Raw genomic sequence first — 19,383 nt, forward strand, 5'->3', positions numbered from 1 at the left:
ACTTATTCCCGCGATAGCGGCTGACAAGGACGTTTTGAATGACTATCTCGTGACACATTGGAACGTAAGCAGCAACCGTGACTGAAATTATGGCAGAGAGCGAAATCAAAACTGCCGGCGATGCTGCCGGATTGGCCGCCATGATTGCGAGGGCGGCAGAGCAGACGGCCGGGGGCAAGCCATCGCTTCCCCCTGTCGAGCGCTGGAATCCGCCCTTTTGCGGCGATCTCGACATGGAAATTCGCAGTGACGGCACCTGGTTCTACCTGGGTACACCCATCGGTAGGCAGGCACTGGTGCGCCTGTTTTCCACCGTTTTGCGCAAGGACGAGGATGGTAAAACCTATCTCGTCACGCCTGTGGAGAAAGTCGGCATTCGTGTGCAGGATGCTCCCTTCCTGGCTGTGGAGATGTCTGTGGAGGATGCGGATGGCGAGCAGGCAATCACGCTTCGCACCAATGTGGGGGATCTCGTCACGGTGGATGCCGAACACCCGTTGCGCTTCGACATGACGGGTGACAAGAAGGAGTTGAAGCCTTACGTGCTGGTGCGCGGCAGGCTGGAAGCGCTTCTTTCGCGTGCTGTTATGTACGAGTTGGTGGAGAAGGGAGAGGTCGTTATGGTCGACGGTGTGGAGACATTCGCAGTTCGCTCCTGTGGCCAGGTTTTTCCCATCATGCCCGCTGCGCAACTGGATGCCCTTTCACAATGATTGATGTGTAATGACCAATCCGGTTTTGAACCCCGCTTTTTATTCCGCTGGCGAGTTTCGCCGCCGAGCGCTGAACCAGAGTGGCAGTCCGCTCGAGGTTGCATCCATCGAACACGGCGATCATGTTCTCAACCCGGCCATTGTGGCGCGGGTTTCCGGCCTGAAGCTGAAGGATGCCGCGGTTCTGGTGCCGGTGGTTGACGATCCCGATGGCGCGAAGGTGATCCTGACCCAGCGAACGGCGACGCTGCGAAAGCATTCGGGCCAGATTGCCTTTCCCGGCGGAGGGGTGGACGCGGCAGACGGTTCCGTGGAAGCTGCGGCTGTCCGGGAGGCGCAGGAAGAAATTGGTCTTTCGCCGCAATTCGTTCAGCCTGTGGCGCGGCTGCCCGATTATTTCGCGGCCACCGGCTTTCGCATCACCCCGGTTCTTTCCGTGGTTCAGCGCGGTTTTGACCTGAAACTCAATCCGACCGAAGTAGACAGGGTTTTCGAAGTGCCCCTGTCTTTCCTGATGGACCCGGCCAACCACCAGCGCGGCACCCGTGACTTCAACGGTGTCGAACATCATTTCTACCGGATGCCCTACGGCGAGTGGAACATCTGGGGCATTACGGCAGGCATTCTGCGCACGCTCTACGAAAGGCTTTACGCATGACGACACTTGGCGACCGGGACTGGTTGAAGGATGCCGCCGTGCAGCGCGTGTTCGAACTGCTGAACGCCGATGGTGGCGAGGGGCGCGTGGTTGGCGGTGCGGTTCGCAACGCGCTTATGGCTATCCCGATTTCGGACATCGATTTTGCCACGACAAATCCGCCGGAAGAGGTGATGGCCCGCGCCAAACATGCCGGGATCAAGGCAGTGCCCACGGGTTTCGACCATGGCACAGTTACGCTTGTCATCGACGGTCGCGGCTTTGAGGTAACCACGCTGCGCAAGGATGTGGAAACCGACGGGCGGCGCGCGAAGGTTAGTTTCGGTAGGGATTGGCAGGAGGATGCAGAGCGGCGCGATTTCACCATCAATGCACTCTATGCCACGGCAGATGGAACCGTAATCGACCTGATTGACGGGCTGAAGGATATCGAAAGCCGTACGCTCCGTTTTATCGGCGATGCGGCAAGTCGCATTGCAGAAGATTATCTTCGGGTTCTGCGCTTCTTCCGCTTCTTTGCCTATTATGGCGTGGGGAGGCCGGATGCGGATGGTCTGAGGGCTTGTGCGCGTGCCAAGGATAGGCTGGATACGTTATCGGCAGAGCGGGTGTGGAGCGAGTTGCGCAAGCTACTGGCGGCCCCTGATCCCTCTCGCGCGCTGTTGTGGATGCGCACTTCGGGCGTACTGACGGCTGTTCTGCCGGAATCGGAGAAATGGGGTATCGACGCCATTCATGGTTTGATTGCAGCAGAGCAATCACTGGGCTGGTCCCCGGATGCACTTGTGCGCCTCGCGGCCATCATCCCCCCTCAGGCGGAGCGGATCGATTCGCTTTCGCAGCGCCTACGGCTTTCCAAGGCGGAAAGCGAGCAGCTTCTGAAATTTGCGTCGGCACCTGCAATCTCCGCAGATACGGCGGGCGCCGCCCTGGACAGGATGCTGTATCGGCATGGCCCGACGGGCATTCTGACGCGGCTGAAGCTTTCTCTTGCTTCCGCTCGCGCACAGGCCGTGGAAAATGATGAGCAGATGGTGAAGGCAGCGCGTTTCGACGCCCTTCTCAAGCGGGCGCAAGCCTTTACCCGGCCTGTCTTTCCGATTGGCGGGGCTGATGTGATTGCCTTGGGGGTAAAGCCCGGTCCGAAAGTGGGCGAAGTTCTCGGGCGGCTGGAAGACAGCTGGATCGAGCGCAATTTCACCGAAGACCGGGCAGCGCTCACCGCCCGGCTTCAGGATGTGGTTTCCAAACTCGATTAATCAGGCCGATGCGGCCTGATTATGCGGCTTATCATCGCGAATGCGTGCCTTGATGTTTTCCACCATGTTCTCGCGGATGATTGTTTCGCCGTGGGTTTCACGCATGTGATCGACGGCGCGGCGAACGACTTCTGCGTCTTCCGCAGCACGCGTATGCCATTCGCATCCGGGAACGAGAGTTCCGCATTCGAACAGTCTCATGGTCTTTCTCCCTTTGGTTCGGCAGATGCGGATTTAAAGAGCAGTTTGCTCTCATCCGTATCTGCCGTCTCAACGGGTGGAAGCGGTCAGCGTTCCATGTTCGGAGATGCCGCCTAAGCCTGACCCGATTATTCGGACTCGTCCGTCCCGCTTTGGATCTTTGTTTTAGCGCACGTCGTGATCGTGGGAAAATGCGGTAAAACAAGAAGTTAGAGCGGCGTCTTGCTTCCATGAAACAAGGAGCCGCTCCAGACCCTTTTGCGCGATAGGCTTTAGTCCGGCATGGCCCAGGAGTGGAAGACGGAAATTTCCGGTGTTTTCCTCAGTGTTTCAGGGGGCGTTTGCTGGCCAGGGGCCGGTTGGCCTCCCTGAACCATCAATTGCCGCCGAACCTGGGCTACGTAGAACGCATGTGGCAGGTCTGTATCACTGCGGGCCCTGAGGTCCGCAGCCATTTGATTAATGACATCCGGTGATGCTGGCAAACGCGTTTTGTCGGTTTGCGGGTGTACTGCTACGCTCCTTGATGTGACCATGACGATCCTCCTCCGGTGCAGTCCAATATGCGCAGAATGATATACATTGCGTGATTGTCAATGCTCCAGAGGGTCACACCCTTTCACGCCCGTGTCAGGATCAGGGCCAGCGCACCATCGGGGGAAGCGAGGACAGGATCGACTCCACATTGCCGCCGGTTTTCAGGCCGAAGATCGTACCTCGGTCATAGAGCAGGTTGAACTCTACATAGCGGCCACGTCGGACCAATTGTTCCTCGCGATCCTGATCCGTCCAGGGGGTGTTGAAGTTGGCCCGGACCAGTTGCGGGTAGATGTCGCGAAACGCACGACCGACATCCTGCGTGAAGGCGAAGTTTGCCTCCCAGCCGCCTTTCTCTTCCTGCGGATAGAGCCAGTCGTAAAAGATACCGCCGATGCCGCGTGCTTCGTTGCGGTGCTTCAGGAAGAAATAGTCGTCGCACCAGCGCTTCAGCGCCTCGTAATCGGCAACGTTCGAATGTTTGCGGCAGGCTTGTTCCAGCGCGGCATGGAAGGCGCGTGTATCTGGATCTTCCTGGGTGCGGCGTCGGTCCAGCACGGGCGTCAGGTCTGCACCGCCCCCGAACCAGAGGCCGGAGGTTACCACCATTCGCGTGTTCATATGCACGGCGGGTACGTTGGGATTGACCGGATGGGCAATCAGCGAAATGCCGGATGCCCAGAAGCGGGGATCCTCCGATGCACCCGGCATCTGCTTGCGAAAATCTTGCGAGAACTCACCGTAAACGGTCGAGGTGTGCACGCCCACCTTCTCAAAGACGCGGCCTTCCATCATGGACATCCGCCCGCCGCCGCCTGCGCCTTCCTCTCGCAACCAGTCCTTCGGGCGGAAACGGCCGGGAGCACGCTCGCTCAAGGGGCCGGACAGTTCATCCTCAAGGCGTTCGAAGGAGGCACAGATTTCGTCCCGCAGGTTTTCAAACCAGGCGCGGGCGCGGGCCTTCTTGTCCTCAACATCACTGGGCAGGCCCACCGGGATCTGTGGTCGCTCCATGTTTTTCTCCCCCTTCACTCGGGTTCTGGCAATGCCGGAGGGTTCTAACCATGGGCACGTGGCAAAGCAACGTCCTCAAAGTCGCATCTGATTCGACTCGTCATATGATTTTCTGCTACTATGTCCTTCTTCAGAGGTAGAGAGCATGGCGAAATTCACATCACCGCCGCTCGACGGCTTGAAACGCAGGATTGATCGGCATCGCTCTAGCCACGGCGAGCGCCCGAACGGACATTTCGTGCGGGAAACCTATCGTCTTTCCCGTGAGCAGGCGCGGGAGAAAGCTCGCGAATGGTTCGATTCCTTCCCCAAAGCTGCCTATTGGACCGAGGTGGAAAGCTGGCGTCAGCTTGAAGGCGACCAGATCGAATTCACCATGCGACGCCTGCCTACTGCAGATTGATCCTAATTTTTATTGATACAAGTTTAGCGGTTATTATAACTTGGCCGCAAATTCTCCCTGCTAGACGTTAACGGAACAAATTCTTCCGTCATCAGGTCGAGCGGAGCCTTTATGTCAGTTTATGCAAGCAACGCGACAGCGCTTTCGGCCATCTCGGCGTTGAACAGCACCGCGAAGGCGAAATCGCAGACAGATATGCGGATTTCGTCCGGCCTCGCTGTTCAACGGGCGAGTGACAATGCGGCCTACTGGTCCATTGCAACGACAATGAAGTCCAGCAACCTCTCGCTGTCCAGCGCAGAGGATGCTCAGGGCCTTTCAGCGGCCATTGCCGATACGGCATCGATCGGCATGAATGCGACGGTCAAGATCCTGAGCGATATTCAATCCAAACTGGTTCTGGCGAAATCTGCAGGCGTAGACAAATCCTTGGTCAACAAGGAGATCTCGCAGCTGAAGGAACAATTGCAGACGGTGGCTCAATCCAGCAATTTCGGCGGCCAGAACTGGCTGCAGACTGAAGCTGGCCAGGCACCAAAAATTCAGTCCATGGTGGGGTCCGTGACGAGTGATGCCAAGGGTGACGTCGCGATCAACGTCATTGATTTCGATACTGCCAAGTCCAATCTCGTGGCCAAGGGCGATGCCTCGGACGGCCTTCTGACGCGCTCCTATTCCGGGATCACGAAATCGGGCGCAGCCTACGACTTCCATCTGCTGAATGCCGGCTCCCAGGTGCCTGTATCCGGCGCGTCCAGCGAAATCGGCGTTTCGAACAGCACGACCGGCGACGAGATCGATGGAATGATTTCGGCGGTCAACAGCATGCTTCGTGGCGCGACCGACGCAGCCGCAGATATCGGCGCGACAAGCCAGCGCATAGGCAGCAATGTCACCTTCCTGCAGGATCTTCAGGATGCCTATTCTCGCGGCGTCTCGCGCATGGTCGATGCCAATATGGAGGAAGAGGCCGTTCGTCAGGCTTCCCTTTCGGTTCAGCAGCAGTTGCAAACGGTCGGTCTGAACATTGCCAACGCGACCATGGCCAATTCGCTGAAGCTGTTCCGGTGAGGATCAGCGAACCAGATTGATCACCCGGCCGCGTCCTTAGTCCCTTGTTGGCGCCGAAGAGTGATCAAAGATGAGAGTGCCGGCATGTCCGCTGTCGGCACTCTCTCACTTTCTGGCACATGTCGCGCAAACCTTTGTCGATGTCTGCGCGAGTCGATGTCTGGGCGAAATGCCCGAAGGCTTCGCCCTTGCCCCGCTTATCGGCTGCGGGGCGGATTGCGCCTTACCCCTCGCTTTGCCTTCAAGGTCTGGATGCTGGCCTGCGCCTTCGCGGGCTCAGCCGCCACGGGCTGAATGGTTTCGGGCAAGGCTGTGCCTGAGGAAAGTGCCTCGACCGAGGTTTGCGTCGTATCGGCGACAAGGACCTCTGCGACAGCTGGCTCGGCAACCTCTTCTACAGCCTCCTCGTAAGCCGTTACGGGCTGAACAGTGATTGGGGCAGGGATTTCCTCCGGCGTCCCGGTGCCTGCATTCTGGCCTTTCGAAAGGATCTTCCTCAGGACCTCGGTCACAGGCACATGGTTCGGGACTTCCGTATTGGTGTGATGGAAGGCGTGCGGCACGATCTCATCTGCAGGAATTCCCTTGAGCGAATTGATGTCTCCAAACCAATCCCACTCACCCATCACGTCCACCACATCGGTAAACAGAGGGGGCATGGCAATGCGGGCGCTGATCGTGACGATCTTGATGCTTTCCGCCAGCTGTCTTGCGCGCTCCTTTTCATTTTCCGCCAGATCGTAAAGCGCTTCGGAAATAACGAGATTGCCTTTCGAATGCGCGACTATGAGGCGGAAGGACAGGCGCGAATCGAGCAGCAGGGCACGGATCGTCTGGGTGTCGAGGCTGCCCTGGCAGAGTTTTTCGCTGCTCAGGCGTGTGGCGATGCCGAATTGCGGGCGACCGAAGAATTCGTCCAGTTGCTCGAAGGCATGGCGCACGGAATTCATCTGGCCGAAGAGAAAATAACCGCCGAGCGATTCGGTGACGGCGTCCGCAAGGCCATAACCGGAAATCACCACGGCCACTGGTTTGCCGGTGGCATCGGCAATATTGCGACCGAGCGCGGCGGAGCCAAGAGCGGAGCTGCCAACGCCCGCAACGGCCAGCGTATCGACCGTTGCCCCGCCATTCTGGATGAAGTCATCCACCGTGTCGCAGAGGCGAAGCTGTCCTGCGTCTGTTGGCGGAACGATCAGGATAGCGCCTTCTGCCGCAAGGCAGCTGCTGATGTAGAAGGCTTCCTCGGCGTTCACAACTTTTACGTCATAAAAAAAGGAATCCAGCGCCGTGTTGCGGCGGCGAAGCCCTTCCAGCGCCATGTTGCGGGCTGGAGAGTGATACAGTCGCTCGGGCAGGCTGAGCGTGCGTGCAAATTGGGTAATGCCATGCGTGAATGCGGTGGGGAACATGGATGTGTCTCCAAGGCTGGCGATCATACTGATTATGCATTGGCCAGATCAGCTTCGCATAAACGCACCCCAGCGCCAATACCACCGTTGCGTGTTCATTATCTCCAGGCGATTTGCCGCAGCGCTTCTCCGGTGATCATCGCGGCCGACATGGCGACGTTGATGGAACGCTGACCTTCCACCATCGGGATCAAAAGGCGGGCATCCGCCATCTCATGCACATCATCCGGCACGCCTGCGCTTTCGCGTCCAAACAACAATATGTCGCCGTCCTGAAAGGCAAACTGTGTATAGGGCTGAGCGGCTTTGGTGGAGGCCAGAACAAGCCGGCGTCCTTCGCTGTTTCGCCACTCATCGAAGCGTTGCCAGTTGACATGGCGTGTCATGGCAACACTTGCCAGATAATCCATGCCAGCCCGCTTCAGGTTCTTGTCAGACAGCACGAAACCTGCCGGTTCGATAATGTCCACCTTCAGGCCAAGGCAGGCGGCCAGCCGCAGAATGGTGCCGGTGTTACCGGGAATGTCCGGCTGGTAAAGCGCAATACGCAGTCTCGTCATCTCAGGCTCCAGATCGATGACGCTCTATCGCATCGCGATCCCTGTCGCGCAATCGTCACACCATGCCTCTTATGGTACTCAAAAGACGAATCCTGCTTTTCTTTTTGGGGTATCAGTGGTAGTGGAAAAACTGTGTTTAGCGCGAACCGAAGGAGAGCTACATGGATATTGCCGTGAAGATGCGTCTCCTGCGTCCGGCCCCCGTGGCCCTGATCTGAGCGCTCTGACTACCGCTTTCTCTTCTTAACCTGTTTCCCTTAGCGGTCGTTTTCGGCCTCGTCATTTGAATTTAGCGAACCAGCCGCCATTTGCGCAATTGAGCACTGGAGGTGCGGTATCGCGTTCCGTCCGATGGAGCCATAGTTCCTATGTTTGCCTGGTTTGAAAGTCGAGTTAACCCCTATCCCGTAGGTGAGCCGCAGCTGCCGCCCAAGGGTCTTTTCGCCTTCTGCTGGTACTATACCAAGCCCGTTTGGCCGTGGCTGCTCCTGTTGGGCCTCTGCTCAATGGGTATCGCCGTGATCGAAGTGTTCCTCTACCAGTTCCTCGGCAATATCGTCGACTGGTTGAGCAATGCCGAGAAAAGCACATTCCTGGCCAATGAAGGCTGGCGTCTTGCCGGCATGGCCGCCTTGCTGCTCATCGGGCTGCCCGCCGTCGGGATGATCCATACGGTCACGATGCATCAGGTTCTGGCTGGCAATTTCCCCATGATTGCCCGCTGGCAGATGCACCGCTTCCTGCTGCGTCATTCCATGACCTTCTTTGCCAATGAATTTGCCGGTCGCGTTTCGACAAAAGTCATGCAGACGGCGCTGGCCGTGCGCGAAGCAACGATCAAGATCATCGATGTTTTTGTTTATGCGCTCAGCTTCTTCATTTCCATGCTGGCATTGGTGGCGGCGGTCGATTGGCGGCTGGGTGTTCCGCTCGTCGCCTGGATTGTGATCTACGGCCTGATCCTGCGCTATTTCATTCCCAAGCTGCGCCAAAGCTCCAGCGCACAGGCGGACGCCCGCTCCATGATGACGGGCCGGATCGTGGACAGCTATACGAATATCGCGACGGTGAAGCTGTTTTCACATGCCGGGCGCGAGGAGAGCTATGCGCGCGAGGGCATGAATGAATTCCTCGGCACGGTTCACCGGCAAATGCGCCAGATCTCGCTGCTCAATATTGCTGTGGATGTGAACAATGCCCTCGTCCAGTTCTCGGTCGCCGCGCTTGGCATCTGGTTCTGGTTGCAGGGCAGTGTTTCCGTCGGCGCCATTGCGGTGGCCATCGGTTTGTCCATGCGAATTAACGGTATGTCGCAATGGATCATGTGGGAAGTGGCGGCTCTGTTTGAAGCTATCGGTACGATTTACGATGGCATGAACATGATGACGAAGTCGCATGACATCGTGGATAAGCCGGAAGCGAAGGCGCTTGCCGCACCAAAGGGCGAGATCGTCTATGATGGCGTCCGCTTCCACTACGGCAAGCAGAAGGGCGTGATCGAAGACTTCTCTCTGAAGATCAAGGCTGGTGAGAAGGTCGGGCTCGTCGGCCGCTCCGGTGCAGGCAAGACGACGCTGATGAACCTTTTGCTTCGCTTCTATGATGTAGAGAAGGGCCGCATCCTGATCGATGGCCAGGACATTTCACAGGCTTCGCAGGATAGTCTTCGTGCAATGATCGGTGTCGTGACACAGGATACATCGCTGCTGCACCGCTCCATCCGCGATAACATTGCCTATGGCCGCCCTGAAGCCAGTGATGAAGAGGTGATTGAGGCAGCGAAGCGGGCGAATGCATGGGAGTTTATCCAGACCCTTTCCGACCAGCAGGGGCGTACGGGTCTCAACGCCCATGTGGGTGAGCGCGGCGTGAAGCTTTCCGGCGGTCAGCGTCAGCGTATCGCAATCGCCCGTGTTTTCCTCAAGGATGCGCCTGTCCTCATTCTGGACGAGGCGACCTCGGCGCTGGATTCGGAAGTGGAAGCCGCCATTCAGGAGAGCCTGTTCAAGTTGATTGAGGACAAGACGGTTATTGCCATTGCCCACCGCCTTTCCACCTTGACGCAGATGGACCGTCTGATCGTTCTGGATAAGGGGCGTATCATCGAGCAGGGAACGCATTCGGAACTGGTTGCCCATGGCGGCGTCTATGCCGACCTGTGGAACCGTCAGTCTGGCGGCTTCCTGGGCGATGACGACGCTGAAACGGAAGCGGCAGCGGAATAAGATTGCCAAGAATTAACCGGTCCGCAACTTGTTGCGGACCGGAAATGCCATATACCTCATCATTATGATCGACGCCTTTTTCCGGTTCTTCGAAACCCGCATTCAGCCTTTCGCCTCCAAGACAGATTTGCGGCCTCCACGCAGCACGTCTGGCTTCATCTGGTTCTATATCCGTCAGGCAAAGACACCGTTTCTGATCATGCTGGTTCTCGGCGGCATGACCGCTGCCATCGAGGCGGCGCTCTTCTGGTTTGTCGGTCGTCTGGTGGATATTCTGGCCACTGTCGATAGGGCCGCGGGCTGGCCCGGCCTTCTGGCGGCGCATGGCTGGGAACTGGCGGGAATGCTTGCTCTGATTGCCGTGGTGCGCTTTGTTGTGGCCATGGCGAACGCCCTGGTGGATCAGCAGATCATAACGCCGGGCTTTTACAATCTGGTGCGCTGGCAATCCTACCAGCATGTTGCGCGCCAATCGCTCTCCTTCTTCCAGAATGACTTTGCCGGACGTATCGTCACCAAGGTCTGGTCGGGCGGGCAGGCAACCGGCGACCTCGTAACCTCGCTGATGGAAAGCGTCTGGTTCGTTGCCATCTATTCGGTTTCCATGTTGACGCTCATCGGCGGCCTGGACTGGCGGCTCGCCTTGATTGTTCTCGTCTGGGTGGCCATCTTCTCCATGCTGGCGCGCTATTTCGTGCCGCGCATCCGCTACCATTCCCGCGAGACGGCGGAAGCCGCCTCCATGCTGAGCGGGCGCATGGTGGATTCCTATAGCAATATTCAGACACTGCGCCTGTTTGGACGAAACGAGGCCAACGACCGCTATATGCGTGAAGGCTTCGAGGTTTATCAGGGCACGACATTGATGTTCACACGCTTCATTACGGGCGTGCGGGCCTCCATGGCGCTGCTTTCCGGCATCATGATCACCAGCATGGCGGGCTTGTGCATTCACCTCTGGTTATCGGGAAAGATCAGTTCCGGCGCGGTGGCCTTCACTCTTGCCCTGGTTCTGCGGCTGAATTTTCTTCTTGGCCGCCTCATGACGCAGTTCAACGGCATCATGCGCAATTACGGTACGGTGCAGAATGCGGCGGAGCTGATCTCCCGGCCGATTGACCTGCAGGATGCGCCCGATGCGCCTGACCTGCAGATCACCCAGCCGGAAATCTGCTTTGACAATGTCAGCTTTCATTATGGGCGTGGACAGGGCGTGATCGACCGGCTTGATCTGACGATCCGACCGGGAGAGAAAGTGGGAATTGTCGGCCGTTCAGGTGCGGGAAAATCCACGCTCGTCAATCTCTTGCTGCGCTTCTACGATGTGGAAAGCGGGCGCATCCTGATCGATGGACAGGATATATCGCAGGTCACGCAGGAATCCCTGCGGGCCCAGATCGGCATGGTCACACAGGATACGTCGCTGCTGCATCGTTCCATTCGCGATAATATTCTCTTCGGACGGCCGGGGGCGACAGAGGCCCAGCTTGTCGAGGCTGCAAGGCGGGCTGAGGCATACGACTTCATCGAAAAACTGGTGGACCAGAAGGGCAGAACAGGTTTCGATGCGCATGTGGGCGAGCGCGGCGTGAAGCTTTCCGGTGGGCAGCGGCAACGCGTGGCAATTGCGCGCGTAATGTTGAAGGATGCGCCGATCCTCGTTCTCGATGAAGCGACTTCTGCCCTCGATTCCGAAGTGGAAGCGGCCATCCAGGCCCATCTGGATGAGCTCATGAAGGGCAAAACGGTCCTCGCAATCGCGCATCGGCTCTCCACCATCGCAGCACTGGACAGGCTGATCGTGATGGACAAAGGCCGAATCGTGGAGCAAGGTCATCACGCAGAACTTGTGGAAAGCGGGGGGCTTTACGCAGATCTCTGGTCACGACAGTCGGGCGGCTTTCTGGCTTCACAGGATTGATCGGAATTTTCTCCCCCGAAATCCGGTGGGTTTCCGGAGCAATTTGATCCATCGCAAACGCGGCTGAGCCCAGCGAACGTAGAAGCGTCTCTCACGCCTGTCACCTTACTGTCCGAAATCGGCGGGTACACAGGATTCAGTAACCGTTAGAAGTGCTTGCAAAATTCTGCACCTCATTGGTGCGGATGCGTTGGCGAATCATGCTAATCACGCCTTTGAGAGGGAATATGTGTGTTCTGGAAGGCAGATCAGCCTGTAAGAAACATGGCTAATGTGTTGCGTGCATCCATCGGGGCGCGACAATGTGCCTGTGGCCGATGGGAGGAGACTGGACTTATCCTGCGTTCACGCTTAGACAATTTTCGGGGAGAATAGTGTCCAATTGTGTCTGAATTGGACCACGAGGGTGAGGGGCAATGCAAATTCAGTACATTTCTGCGCAGAGGATGGGTTGAACGTGAGCGAGCACGACACGAACAGCGGCACGATGGGTGAGCCCACGCGCCGTGATTTCCTTTATCTGACCACTGGAATGGCGGGCGCCGTGGGTGCTGCTGCCGTCGCCTGGCCGTTCATCGATCAAATGCGACCGGACGCTTCCACGCTTGCTCTGGCTTCCATCGAAGTTGATGTCTCCAGCGTTCAGCCGGGCATGTCGCTCACGGTGAAGTGGCGCGGCAAGCCGATCTTCATCCGCAACCGCACCGAAAAGGAAGTGGCCGAAGCAAATTCGGTTGATCTTGGCGAACTGAAAGATCCGGTTGCACGCAATGCAAACCTTGCTGCCGATGCCAAGGCGACCGATCTCGATCGCTCTGCCGGAAAGGGCAAGGAGAACTGGATCGTGATGGTCGGTTCCTGCACCCATCTGGGTTGCGTGCCGCTTGGTCAGTCCGGCGATTTCGGCGGCTGGTTCTGTCCTTGCCACGGCTCGCACTACGATACGGCGGGCCGCATCCGTAAGGGTCCTGCGCCGCAGAACCTTGCGATTCCGACGTTTACATTTGCTTCCGATACTGTGATCCGGATCGGGTGAGGGGACAGGACATGAGTGCAGGGCATTCCAATTATCAACCTTCGACGGCTGTCGAAAAATGGATCGACGCGCGGCTTCCCCTGCCGCGCTTGATGTATGACAGCTTCGTCGCCTATCCTGTTCCGCGCAACCTGAACTATGCATACACCTTCGGTGGCATGCTGACGGTGATGCTGCTGGTGCAGATCCTGACCGGTGTCGTTCTCGCCATGCATTATGCGGCGGAAACCACGGTCGCCTTCAATTCCGTTGAAAAGATCATGCGCGACGTGAACCACGGCTGGCTGTTGCGCTATATGCACGCCAATGGTGCGTCCTTCTTCTTCATTGCGGTCTATCTGCATATCGCACGTGGACTTTACTACGGTTCCTACAAGGCACCGCGTGAAATCCTCTGGATTCTGGGCGTGGTCATCTTCCTTCTGATGATGGCAACCGCATTCATGGGCTATGTTCTGCCCTGGGGCCAGATGTCTTTCTGGGGTGCGACCGTTATCACCGGCTTCTTCACCGCCTTCCCGCTGGTGGGTGAGTGGATCCAGCAATTCCTGCTCGGCGGCTTCGCGGTCGATCAGCCGACGCTGAACCGCTTCTTCGCGCTTCACTATCTGCTGCCCTTCATGATCGCAGGTGTTGTTATCCTCCACATCTGGGCCCTGCATGTGACCGGCCAGACCAACCCGACCGGCATTGAGGTGAAGACCAAGACCGATACGGTTCCCTTCACGCCTTATGCGACGCTGAAGGATGCGCTGGGCCTGTCCGTCTTCCTGCTGGTCTATGCCTGGTTCGTCTTCTACATGCCGAACTATCTGGGTCACCCGGATAACTACATCATGGCCGACGCCTTGAAGACACCGGCGCACATTGTGCCTGAATGGTATTTCCTGCCGTTTTACGCCATGCTTCGCGCCATCACCTTCAATGTTGGCCCGATCGATTCCAAGCTAGGCGGCGTTCTGGTGATGTTCGGCGCGATCATCGTGCTGTTCTTCCTGCCCTGGCTGGATACTTCCAAGGTTCGTTCTGCGGTTTATCGTCCGTGGTACAAGCTGTTCTTCTGGATCTTCGTGGCCAATTCCATCATGCTTGGCTGGCTTGGCGCTATGCCTGCTGAAGGAACCTACGTGGTCATGTCGCAGATCGGCACCGCCTACTACTTCGGCTTCTTCCTGATCCTGATGCCTCTCCTGGGACTGATCGAGACTCCGCGGCGGATCCCGAATTCGATTACCGAAGCGGTTCTCGAAAAGAACGCCAAGTCTGCCGGTCCCGCGCAGGTCTGATTCAGAGAGAGGACATACATTATGAAAAAGCTTGGAATGAGCCTCGCTCTGATCGCCTCGATCGCTGCCTTCTCTTTCTCACCGGCGTCCGCCGAAGAGGGGCATGATCTGGCTGAGACGACGCATCACGCGATCCAGAGCGGACATTTTCCCGTTCTGAAGCCAAAGAATGAGAGCTGGTCCTTTGCCGGCCCCTTTGGCAAGTATGACAAGGCGCAGCTGCAGCGTGGATTGAAGATCTACAAAGAAGTCTGCTCTGCCTGTCACTCCATGTCCCTCGTATCGTTCCGCACCCTGGAGGATCTCGGCTATTCCGAAGCGCAGGTGAAGGCCTTCGCATCGGAATATGAAGTTCAGGACGGCCCGAACGATGATGGCGAGATGTTCACCCGCAAGGCGGTTCCCTCCGATCATTTCCCGTCGCCTTTCCCGAACATGCAGGCTGCAGCGGCTTCCAATGGCGGGGCTGCCCCACCGGATTTCTCGCTGATCGCGAAGGCACGTGGCGTCACACGTGGCTTCCCGCTCTTCGTGGCTGATATCTTCACCCAGTATCAGGAAGGCGGGCCGGACTACATCTACTCGCTGCTGACGGGCTATCAGGATCCGCCGCAGGGTGTTGAAGTGTCAGAGGGTACGCACTTCAATCCCTATTTCTCCAGCGCGATCGCGTTGAAGATGGCACCGCCGCTTTCTGATGGTCAGGTGACCTATGACGACGGAGCGCCGCAGACGCTGGATCAGTATGCCAGGGACATTTCCGCTTTCCTCATGTGGGCTGCTGAACCGCATCTGGAAGAGCGTAAGCGGACTGGCTTCATGGTCATGGTATTCCTCGCCATCTTTACGATCCTCATCTACCTGACGAAAAAGTCGGTTTATGCTAGCAAGGATCATTGAGCATCAGGCTCATGCTCTGTAAAAAGGCGGCTTCGGGCCGCCTTTTTCAATTTCCGGCCTGTTCTTGCCTGGGCAGTGGCCGATATTCGGCTGCTGCTGCCACACACTGTTACTGCGGAAGCTTCCATGTCAGACATCGCAAAAACTCTTGCCGCGTCCATCCGTGCCATCGAGAACTATCCAAAGCCTGGCATCATCTTTCGCGATATCACCACCTTGCTGGGCGATGCCAAGGCATTTCGGGCAGCGGTGGATGAACTCGTCCGGCCCTATGCCGATCTCGCTGTGGATCAGGTGGCTGGTATCGAGGCGCGCGGCTTCATTCTGGGTGGGGCCATGGCGCATCAGTTGGCGTCTGGCTTTGTTCCCATTCGTAAGAAGGGCAAACTGCCGCACACCACGGTGCGTGTAGCCTATAGCCTCGAATACGGTGTCGATGAGATGGAAATGCATGTCGATGCGGTAAAACCCGGCGACAAGGTTATTCTCTGCGACGACCTGATTGCGACAGGTGGCACCGCAGAAGGGGCTGTTAAGCTGCTGCGTCAGATGGGCGCAGATGTTGTGAGTGCCTGCTTCGTCATTGATCTTCCCGAACTGGGCGGACGCAAGAAGCTCGAAGCGCTTGGCGTCGAAGTGCGCACGCTGGTGTCATTCGAGGGGCACTGAGGCGATAGGGCATAGCCTCGCAAGGGATCTCGTTTGGACCGGATTGACGAGGTCCCCCACGGCATCGCGCTCTTCCGAGAGCGTTTTCTTATCCAACAGAAACACGACAACGCTTTGTTTTGACGCAGTTCCTGACGGAAACCGCTACGCACATTTCTCAGGTCAATGCTCAACGCGCTCCACAATCACCCCTGTCGCTCGCATTTTCCGGCTTGTACCATGCCGATGGAGGGGCAGTTGGTCTCGCTCTGCCTTGCCCACCATGTGCAATTCCCGGTCGAACATCGACGATGCCTATTTCGGGCAGCCCCGCTCTAATTGAATCCGCGCTCCAGCAATCTAATCATAAGAATCTTCTCATGTGCATGAGAAATATCTATATAGATTAGAATATACTTATTATTACAACTATATATAGCAACCTATTTGGGCATTATTAATGTTTCCGCCTCAAGCTTCCGCCACAGTTGTGTATGGGAGTTTCTATGACTGTTACCAAAAATATATTCATTGCATCTGTTCTGTCGGTATTTGTAGCTTCATCGGCTTTTGCCGAAGAGCGCGGAACGGCTGATGAAGCCATGAAGCTTCTTGATAAGGCGGAAGCGCATTTCAAGACCGTTGGTGCCGAGCAGGCTTACAAGGATTTCTCCTCCAAATCGCCTGAGTGGCAGGATCGCGATCTGTATGTTTTCTGCTTTGACAAGGCGGGGGTGACACTCGCGCATGGCGCGAACGAGAAGCTGATCGGCAAGGATCTGACTGAACTTAAGGATGCTGACGGGAAGAAATTCATCGCCGATCTGGTCAAAAGCGGCCTCACAGGCGGAGGTTGGGTTGATTATCGCTGGACAAACCCGATGACCAAGAAGATCGAACTGAAATCTTCCTACGCGCGCCCCTTTGGTGAGAGTGTCTGCGGCGTTGGTATCTACAAGTAATTGGAATGATCTGCTCTCAAGTCGTGAGAAGCAGATGGCTCTGGCAAGAGCGCATCAGGCTGAAAAGCGGAAACGTTTTGCAAGCAATCAGCGGTGGGAACACTAAGGGAGCATCGACCTGAAACCGGGTTTTCCTGCGATGTCCCAGCGCTTGTCCAGCAAAACTGCCTCAGCGATTCTGCCTTCGGACTGCGTCTAAGCTTCTCGCGAGATTTCCGGTCATCGCATTTTTGACCGGAAATGCTCCAAGCCGCGGCCTGACTGAGCCATGCGCGTGTGCCATCCTTCCATGTTGAAGCATGTAGCGGACATCTGAGAGAAAGAAGGCTTCTTCTTCCAAGGGTGCCCAAGCTGGTTGAGGATTTGTCGTGCGTTGGTTTAATGACCTGAAACTCTCATCGAAACTGCTGTTCACACCCATTATCTTTCTCGTTTGCTTTGGCGTGATTTCCACCATCGCCTATGGCACGATTTCCATGATGCGGGCGGCAATAGACGAGCTGAATGGCACGCATGTCGCAGCGCTTGAGAGCATGGCGGTTACGCGCTCCGCGCTGGCCGAAGTCCAGATCAAACTCTACGAATTGATCACGACATCCTTGAGCGAGTCCGACACCGCCAAGATTGAGAGCAAGCAGGCGGAGACCATGGCTCAGTTGCAGGCTTTCCAGCCGCGGTTTGCCAGCCTGGATCTCTCGAAACTGAATGATCAGAAAATTGCCAGCATGCAGGCAAAGATCCTTGCTGGTGCCAAGGAATATCTGACGGTGGCGACAAGCACCGCAGACATGGTTTCGGTTGACGCTGCAGCAGCGGGGATCATCATGGCCGATGTTGCGCGCCAGCACGAGGTTCTGGTGAAGGATCTTGTCGCGCTTGGGGCCATGGTCGCGGAAAGCCGAAAGCAGGCCATTGTCACGATCAATGATCGTGCGGACTCGGGACTGGCGATTTTCTTTGCGACGATTGCCATTGTGAGCGTGATCAGCGTCGGACTGAACGTCATCATTGCACGTCTGCTTGCAAAGCCCCTGGCCCGGACTGTCGACCAGATGACGCAATTGGCCGATGGGAATCTGGAGCTTTCGGTTTCGGGCGCAGAGCGTCGCGATGAAATCGGCGCGATTGCCCGTGCCGTTGATGTGTTCAAGCAAAGCATGGTGCGCAACCGTGAAATCGCCCGTCAGGAGGCGGCTCTGGAGCAGCAGGCGACGGATTTGCGCCACGGCATTGCTGATGTGGTGAATGCCGGTGTTGCCGGTGACTTCAGCCGCCGCATCACCAAACGATACGATCGTGAGGATCTGGATGGTTTCGCCGATAACGTGAACCGTCTGGTCGCATCCGTGGAGATCGGCGTTTCGGAAACGCAGAGAGTGATACATGCACTTTCCAGCGGAGACCTGACGCAATCCATGCAGGGTCAATACCAGGGCGCATTTGCGGATCTTCAGAAGAACGTCAACCAGACGATCGGTACCCTTGCGCGGGTTCTGGGTCAGGTGTCTGAGCGTGCGATGTCCATCGATGGCGGCACAGTTGAACTGAGCCGGGCGGCGGAAGATCTTTCAAAGCGTACGGAAGTGCAGGCTGCCTCTCTGGAGCAGACTTCGGCTGCTGTGGATGAGATTACGGCCGCTGTTCGAATGTCCAGCGAGAGGGCGCAGGAATCGAGCCGCCTGATGAGCGAGACGAGATCGTCTGCCACCAGTTCCACGCATATCGTCGATAATGCAACAGCGGCAATGGCCAGGATTGAACAGGCGTCCAGCGAGATTGGCCAGATTATCAATGTCATTGACTCGATTGCTTTCCAGACCAATCTCCTGGCGCTGAATGCAGGCGTTGAAGCGGCGCGCGCCGGTGAGGCCGGCAAGGGCTTTGCCGTTGTTGCCCAGGAGGTGCGTGATCTTGCGCAGCGCTCCGCCGCCGCGGCAAAAGACATCAAGAATCTTGTCAACCGTTCCACAACGGAAGTGTCCGAAGGCGTCACCCTCGTAAACTCCACAGGAGAGGCTTTGAGGCAAATCGAGGCGCAGGTCGTGGGCGTTGCCGACCACATCAATTCCATTGCATCGGCTGCAAGGGAGCAGTCTATCGGTCTTTCGGAAGTATCTTCCGCCGTTGGGCAGATGGACCATGTGACACAGCAGAATGCGTCCATGGTGGAGCAAACCGCCGCAGGAACCACGCGCCTTGCCCATGAAACGGCGCAGCTCATGGATCTGTTGAAGGCGTTCAAGCTGCCGCCGCGTCAGGCGAGCACCTATGCTCAGGCGGCCTGACTGGCTCACGCGATAGGTGCCTATCGCTGAGGTTGACGAAGCGCACCGGACCGGTTTGGTCATGGGTGCGCTTTCGTTTGCCTGTCCCGCTGCGCAGGCTGTCAGGGCCTGCGAGAGAGCTTTTGCGACAGGCAGCACCTCCCTGAGACGGTATTCACCGCCAGAGAAGTGCCAGTGGATCTGATTGGAGCGTTTTCGTATCCAACAGAAACACGACAACGCTTGTCTTATGATTTCCGTGCTTCTCCATGAGATAAAGAAGCGCCGGCTTGGGTTGCAGCCCCATGCCGGC

17 protein-coding genes are annotated in these 19,383 nt (G+C 57.1%); 13 read left to right on the plus strand and 4 right to left on the minus strand.

What is annotated here, in order from left to right:
* Window positions 1-89: 89 nt before the first annotated feature.
* From ACFSE1_RS19290 to ACFSE1_RS19300, 3 genes are read left to right on the plus strand one after another with little or no spacing between them, the layout of a single operon-like run.
* A complete protein-coding gene (locus ACFSE1_RS19290) occupies window positions 90-713 on the plus strand; it encodes a DUF1285 domain-containing protein (protein WP_377405299.1) in 624 nt (207 codons plus the stop codon).
* A gap of 10 nt (window positions 714-723) precedes the next feature.
* Window positions 724-1,371 carry a CoA pyrophosphatase gene (locus tag ACFSE1_RS19295; protein ID WP_377405256.1) on the plus strand — a complete coding sequence of 216 codons (648 nt, stop codon included), beginning with the start codon at window positions 724-726 and terminating at the stop codon, window positions 1,369-1,371.
* Window positions 1,368-2,630, plus strand: coding sequence for a CCA tRNA nucleotidyltransferase (locus tag ACFSE1_RS19300; protein WP_377405259.1), 1,263 nt, complete (start codon window positions 1,368-1,370; stop codon window positions 2,628-2,630). Before ACFSE1_RS19295 ends, ACFSE1_RS19300 begins: the two co-directional genes overlap by 4 nt.
* On the opposite strand, the gene ACFSE1_RS19305 is transcribed toward ACFSE1_RS19300, so the two are convergent.
* The gene (locus tag ACFSE1_RS19305; protein WP_377405263.1) at window positions 2,631-2,831 is read right to left on the minus strand and encodes a DUF1059 domain-containing protein; all 201 of its coding nucleotides are present in this window, start codon (window positions 2,829-2,831) and stop codon (window positions 2,631-2,633) included. It abuts the gene before it with no gap.
* A 636-nt stretch (window positions 2,832-3,467) separates the two neighbouring features.
* Window positions 3,468-4,382, minus strand: a complete 915-nt coding sequence (hemF, locus tag ACFSE1_RS19310) for an oxygen-dependent coproporphyrinogen oxidase (RefSeq protein ID WP_377405266.1) — start codon at window positions 4,380-4,382, stop codon at window positions 3,468-3,470.
* Window positions 4,383-4,527: 145 nt separating this feature from the next.
* On the opposite strand from hemF, the gene ACFSE1_RS19315 reads away from it, so the two are divergent.
* Window positions 4,528-4,785 (plus strand): hypothetical protein, encoded by a 258-nt coding sequence (locus ACFSE1_RS19315; RefSeq protein WP_377405269.1) that lies wholly within the window; start codon window positions 4,528-4,530, stop codon window positions 4,783-4,785.
* A 111-nt stretch (window positions 4,786-4,896) separates the two neighbouring features.
* Window positions 4,897-5,856, plus strand: coding sequence for a flagellin N-terminal helical domain-containing protein (locus tag ACFSE1_RS19320; RefSeq protein ID WP_377405272.1), 960 nt, complete (start codon window positions 4,897-4,899; stop codon window positions 5,854-5,856).
* 197 nt (window positions 5,857-6,053) lie between these two features.
* Here the strand turns inward: ACFSE1_RS19320 and ACFSE1_RS19325 are convergent, their stop codons facing one another.
* Together ACFSE1_RS19325 and ACFSE1_RS19330 are read right to left on the minus strand one after the other, a co-directional pair.
* Entirely contained in the window at window positions 6,054-7,268 is a 1,215-nt protein-coding gene (locus ACFSE1_RS19325) for a hypothetical protein (protein WP_377405275.1), read from the minus strand.
* Window positions 7,269-7,366: 98 nt separating this feature from the next.
* A complete protein-coding gene (locus ACFSE1_RS19330; protein ID WP_377405278.1) occupies window positions 7,367-7,828 on the minus strand; it encodes a tRNA (cytidine(34)-2'-O)-methyltransferase in 462 nt (153 codons plus the stop codon).
* Window positions 7,829-8,196: 368 nt separating this feature from the next.
* Between ACFSE1_RS19330 and ACFSE1_RS19335 the strand changes: the two genes are divergently transcribed.
* The 8 genes from ACFSE1_RS19335 to ACFSE1_RS19370 all read left to right on the plus strand — a co-directional run bounded on the left by ACFSE1_RS19335 (window position 8,197) and on the right by ACFSE1_RS19370 (window position 19,091).
* Complete coding sequence (locus tag ACFSE1_RS19335) at window positions 8,197-10,053, plus strand: ABC transporter ATP-binding protein (RefSeq protein ID WP_377405281.1); 1,857 nt, start codon at window positions 8,197-8,199, stop codon at window positions 10,051-10,053.
* A gap of 64 nt (window positions 10,054-10,117) precedes the next feature.
* The gene (locus ACFSE1_RS19340) at window positions 10,118-11,974 is read left to right on the plus strand and encodes an ABC transporter ATP-binding protein (RefSeq protein ID WP_377405301.1); all 1,857 of its coding nucleotides are present in this window, start codon (window positions 10,118-10,120) and stop codon (window positions 11,972-11,974) included.
* Between the two features lie 457 nt (window positions 11,975-12,431).
* Window positions 12,432-13,010 carry a ubiquinol-cytochrome c reductase iron-sulfur subunit gene (gene petA / locus ACFSE1_RS19345; RefSeq protein WP_377405284.1) on the plus strand — a complete coding sequence of 193 codons (579 nt, stop codon included), beginning with the start codon at window positions 12,432-12,434 and terminating at the stop codon, window positions 13,008-13,010.
* Window positions 13,011-13,021: 11 nt separating this feature from the next.
* Window positions 13,022-14,296, plus strand: coding sequence for a cytochrome b (locus ACFSE1_RS19350; protein ID WP_377405287.1), 1,275 nt, complete (start codon window positions 13,022-13,024; stop codon window positions 14,294-14,296).
* Window positions 14,297-14,317: 21 nt separating this feature from the next.
* A complete protein-coding gene (locus ACFSE1_RS19355) occupies window positions 14,318-15,196 on the plus strand; it encodes a cytochrome c1 (protein ID WP_377405289.1) in 879 nt (292 codons plus the stop codon).
* 126 nt (window positions 15,197-15,322) lie between these two features.
* Window positions 15,323-15,865, plus strand: a complete 543-nt coding sequence (locus tag ACFSE1_RS19360) for an adenine phosphoribosyltransferase (RefSeq protein WP_377405291.1) — start codon at window positions 15,323-15,325, stop codon at window positions 15,863-15,865.
* Between the two features lie 485 nt (window positions 15,866-16,350).
* Window positions 16,351-16,806, plus strand: coding sequence for a cache domain-containing protein (locus tag ACFSE1_RS19365; protein WP_377405294.1), 456 nt, complete (start codon window positions 16,351-16,353; stop codon window positions 16,804-16,806).
* Window positions 16,807-17,174: 368 nt separating this feature from the next.
* On the plus strand, window positions 17,175-19,091 hold the full coding sequence (locus ACFSE1_RS19370; RefSeq protein WP_377405296.1) for a methyl-accepting chemotaxis protein: 1,917 nt from the start codon (window positions 17,175-17,177) through the stop codon (window positions 19,089-19,091).
* The last annotated feature ends 292 nt before the right edge of the window (window positions 19,092-19,383 follow it).

This window comes from Affinirhizobium helianthi, assembly GCF_042680945.1.
Taxonomy (GTDB): domain Bacteria; phylum Pseudomonadota; class Alphaproteobacteria; order Rhizobiales; family Rhizobiaceae; genus Neorhizobium; species Neorhizobium helianthi.

Excerpts from the sequence above, each read along its gene's own strand:
- ACFSE1_RS19290 (WP_377405299.1), top strand. The coding sequence starts at position 90 with ATGGCAGAGAGCGAAATCAAAACTGCCGGCGATGCTGCCGGATTGGCC.
- ACFSE1_RS19295 (WP_377405256.1), top strand. The coding sequence starts at position 724 with ATGACCAATCCGGTTTTGAACCCCGCTTTTTATTCCGCTGGCGAGTTT.
- ACFSE1_RS19300 (WP_377405259.1), top strand. The coding sequence starts at position 1,368 with ATGACGACACTTGGCGACCGGGACTGGTTGAAGGATGCCGCCGTGCAG.
- ACFSE1_RS19305 (WP_377405263.1), bottom strand. The coding sequence starts at position 2,831 with ATGAGACTGTTCGAATGCGGAACTCTCGTTCCCGGATGCGAATGGCAT.
- hemF (WP_377405266.1), bottom strand. The coding sequence starts at position 4,382 with ATGGAGCGACCACAGATCCCGGTGGGCCTGCCCAGTGATGTTGAGGAC.
- ACFSE1_RS19315 (WP_377405269.1), top strand. The coding sequence starts at position 4,528 with ATGGCGAAATTCACATCACCGCCGCTCGACGGCTTGAAACGCAGGATT.
- ACFSE1_RS19320 (WP_377405272.1), top strand. The coding sequence starts at position 4,897 with ATGTCAGTTTATGCAAGCAACGCGACAGCGCTTTCGGCCATCTCGGCG.
- ACFSE1_RS19325 (WP_377405275.1), bottom strand. The coding sequence starts at position 7,268 with ATGTTCCCCACCGCATTCACGCATGGCATTACCCAATTTGCACGCACG.
- ACFSE1_RS19330 (WP_377405278.1), bottom strand. The coding sequence starts at position 7,828 with ATGACGAGACTGCGTATTGCGCTTTACCAGCCGGACATTCCCGGTAAC.
- ACFSE1_RS19335 (WP_377405281.1), top strand. The coding sequence starts at position 8,197 with ATGTTTGCCTGGTTTGAAAGTCGAGTTAACCCCTATCCCGTAGGTGAG.
- ACFSE1_RS19340 (WP_377405301.1), top strand. The coding sequence starts at position 10,118 with ATGATCGACGCCTTTTTCCGGTTCTTCGAAACCCGCATTCAGCCTTTC.
- ACFSE1_RS19350 (WP_377405287.1), top strand. The coding sequence starts at position 13,022 with ATGAGTGCAGGGCATTCCAATTATCAACCTTCGACGGCTGTCGAAAAA.
- ACFSE1_RS19355 (WP_377405289.1), top strand. The coding sequence starts at position 14,318 with ATGAAAAAGCTTGGAATGAGCCTCGCTCTGATCGCCTCGATCGCTGCC.
- ACFSE1_RS19360 (WP_377405291.1), top strand. The coding sequence starts at position 15,323 with ATGTCAGACATCGCAAAAACTCTTGCCGCGTCCATCCGTGCCATCGAG.
- ACFSE1_RS19365 (WP_377405294.1), top strand. The coding sequence starts at position 16,351 with ATGACTGTTACCAAAAATATATTCATTGCATCTGTTCTGTCGGTATTT.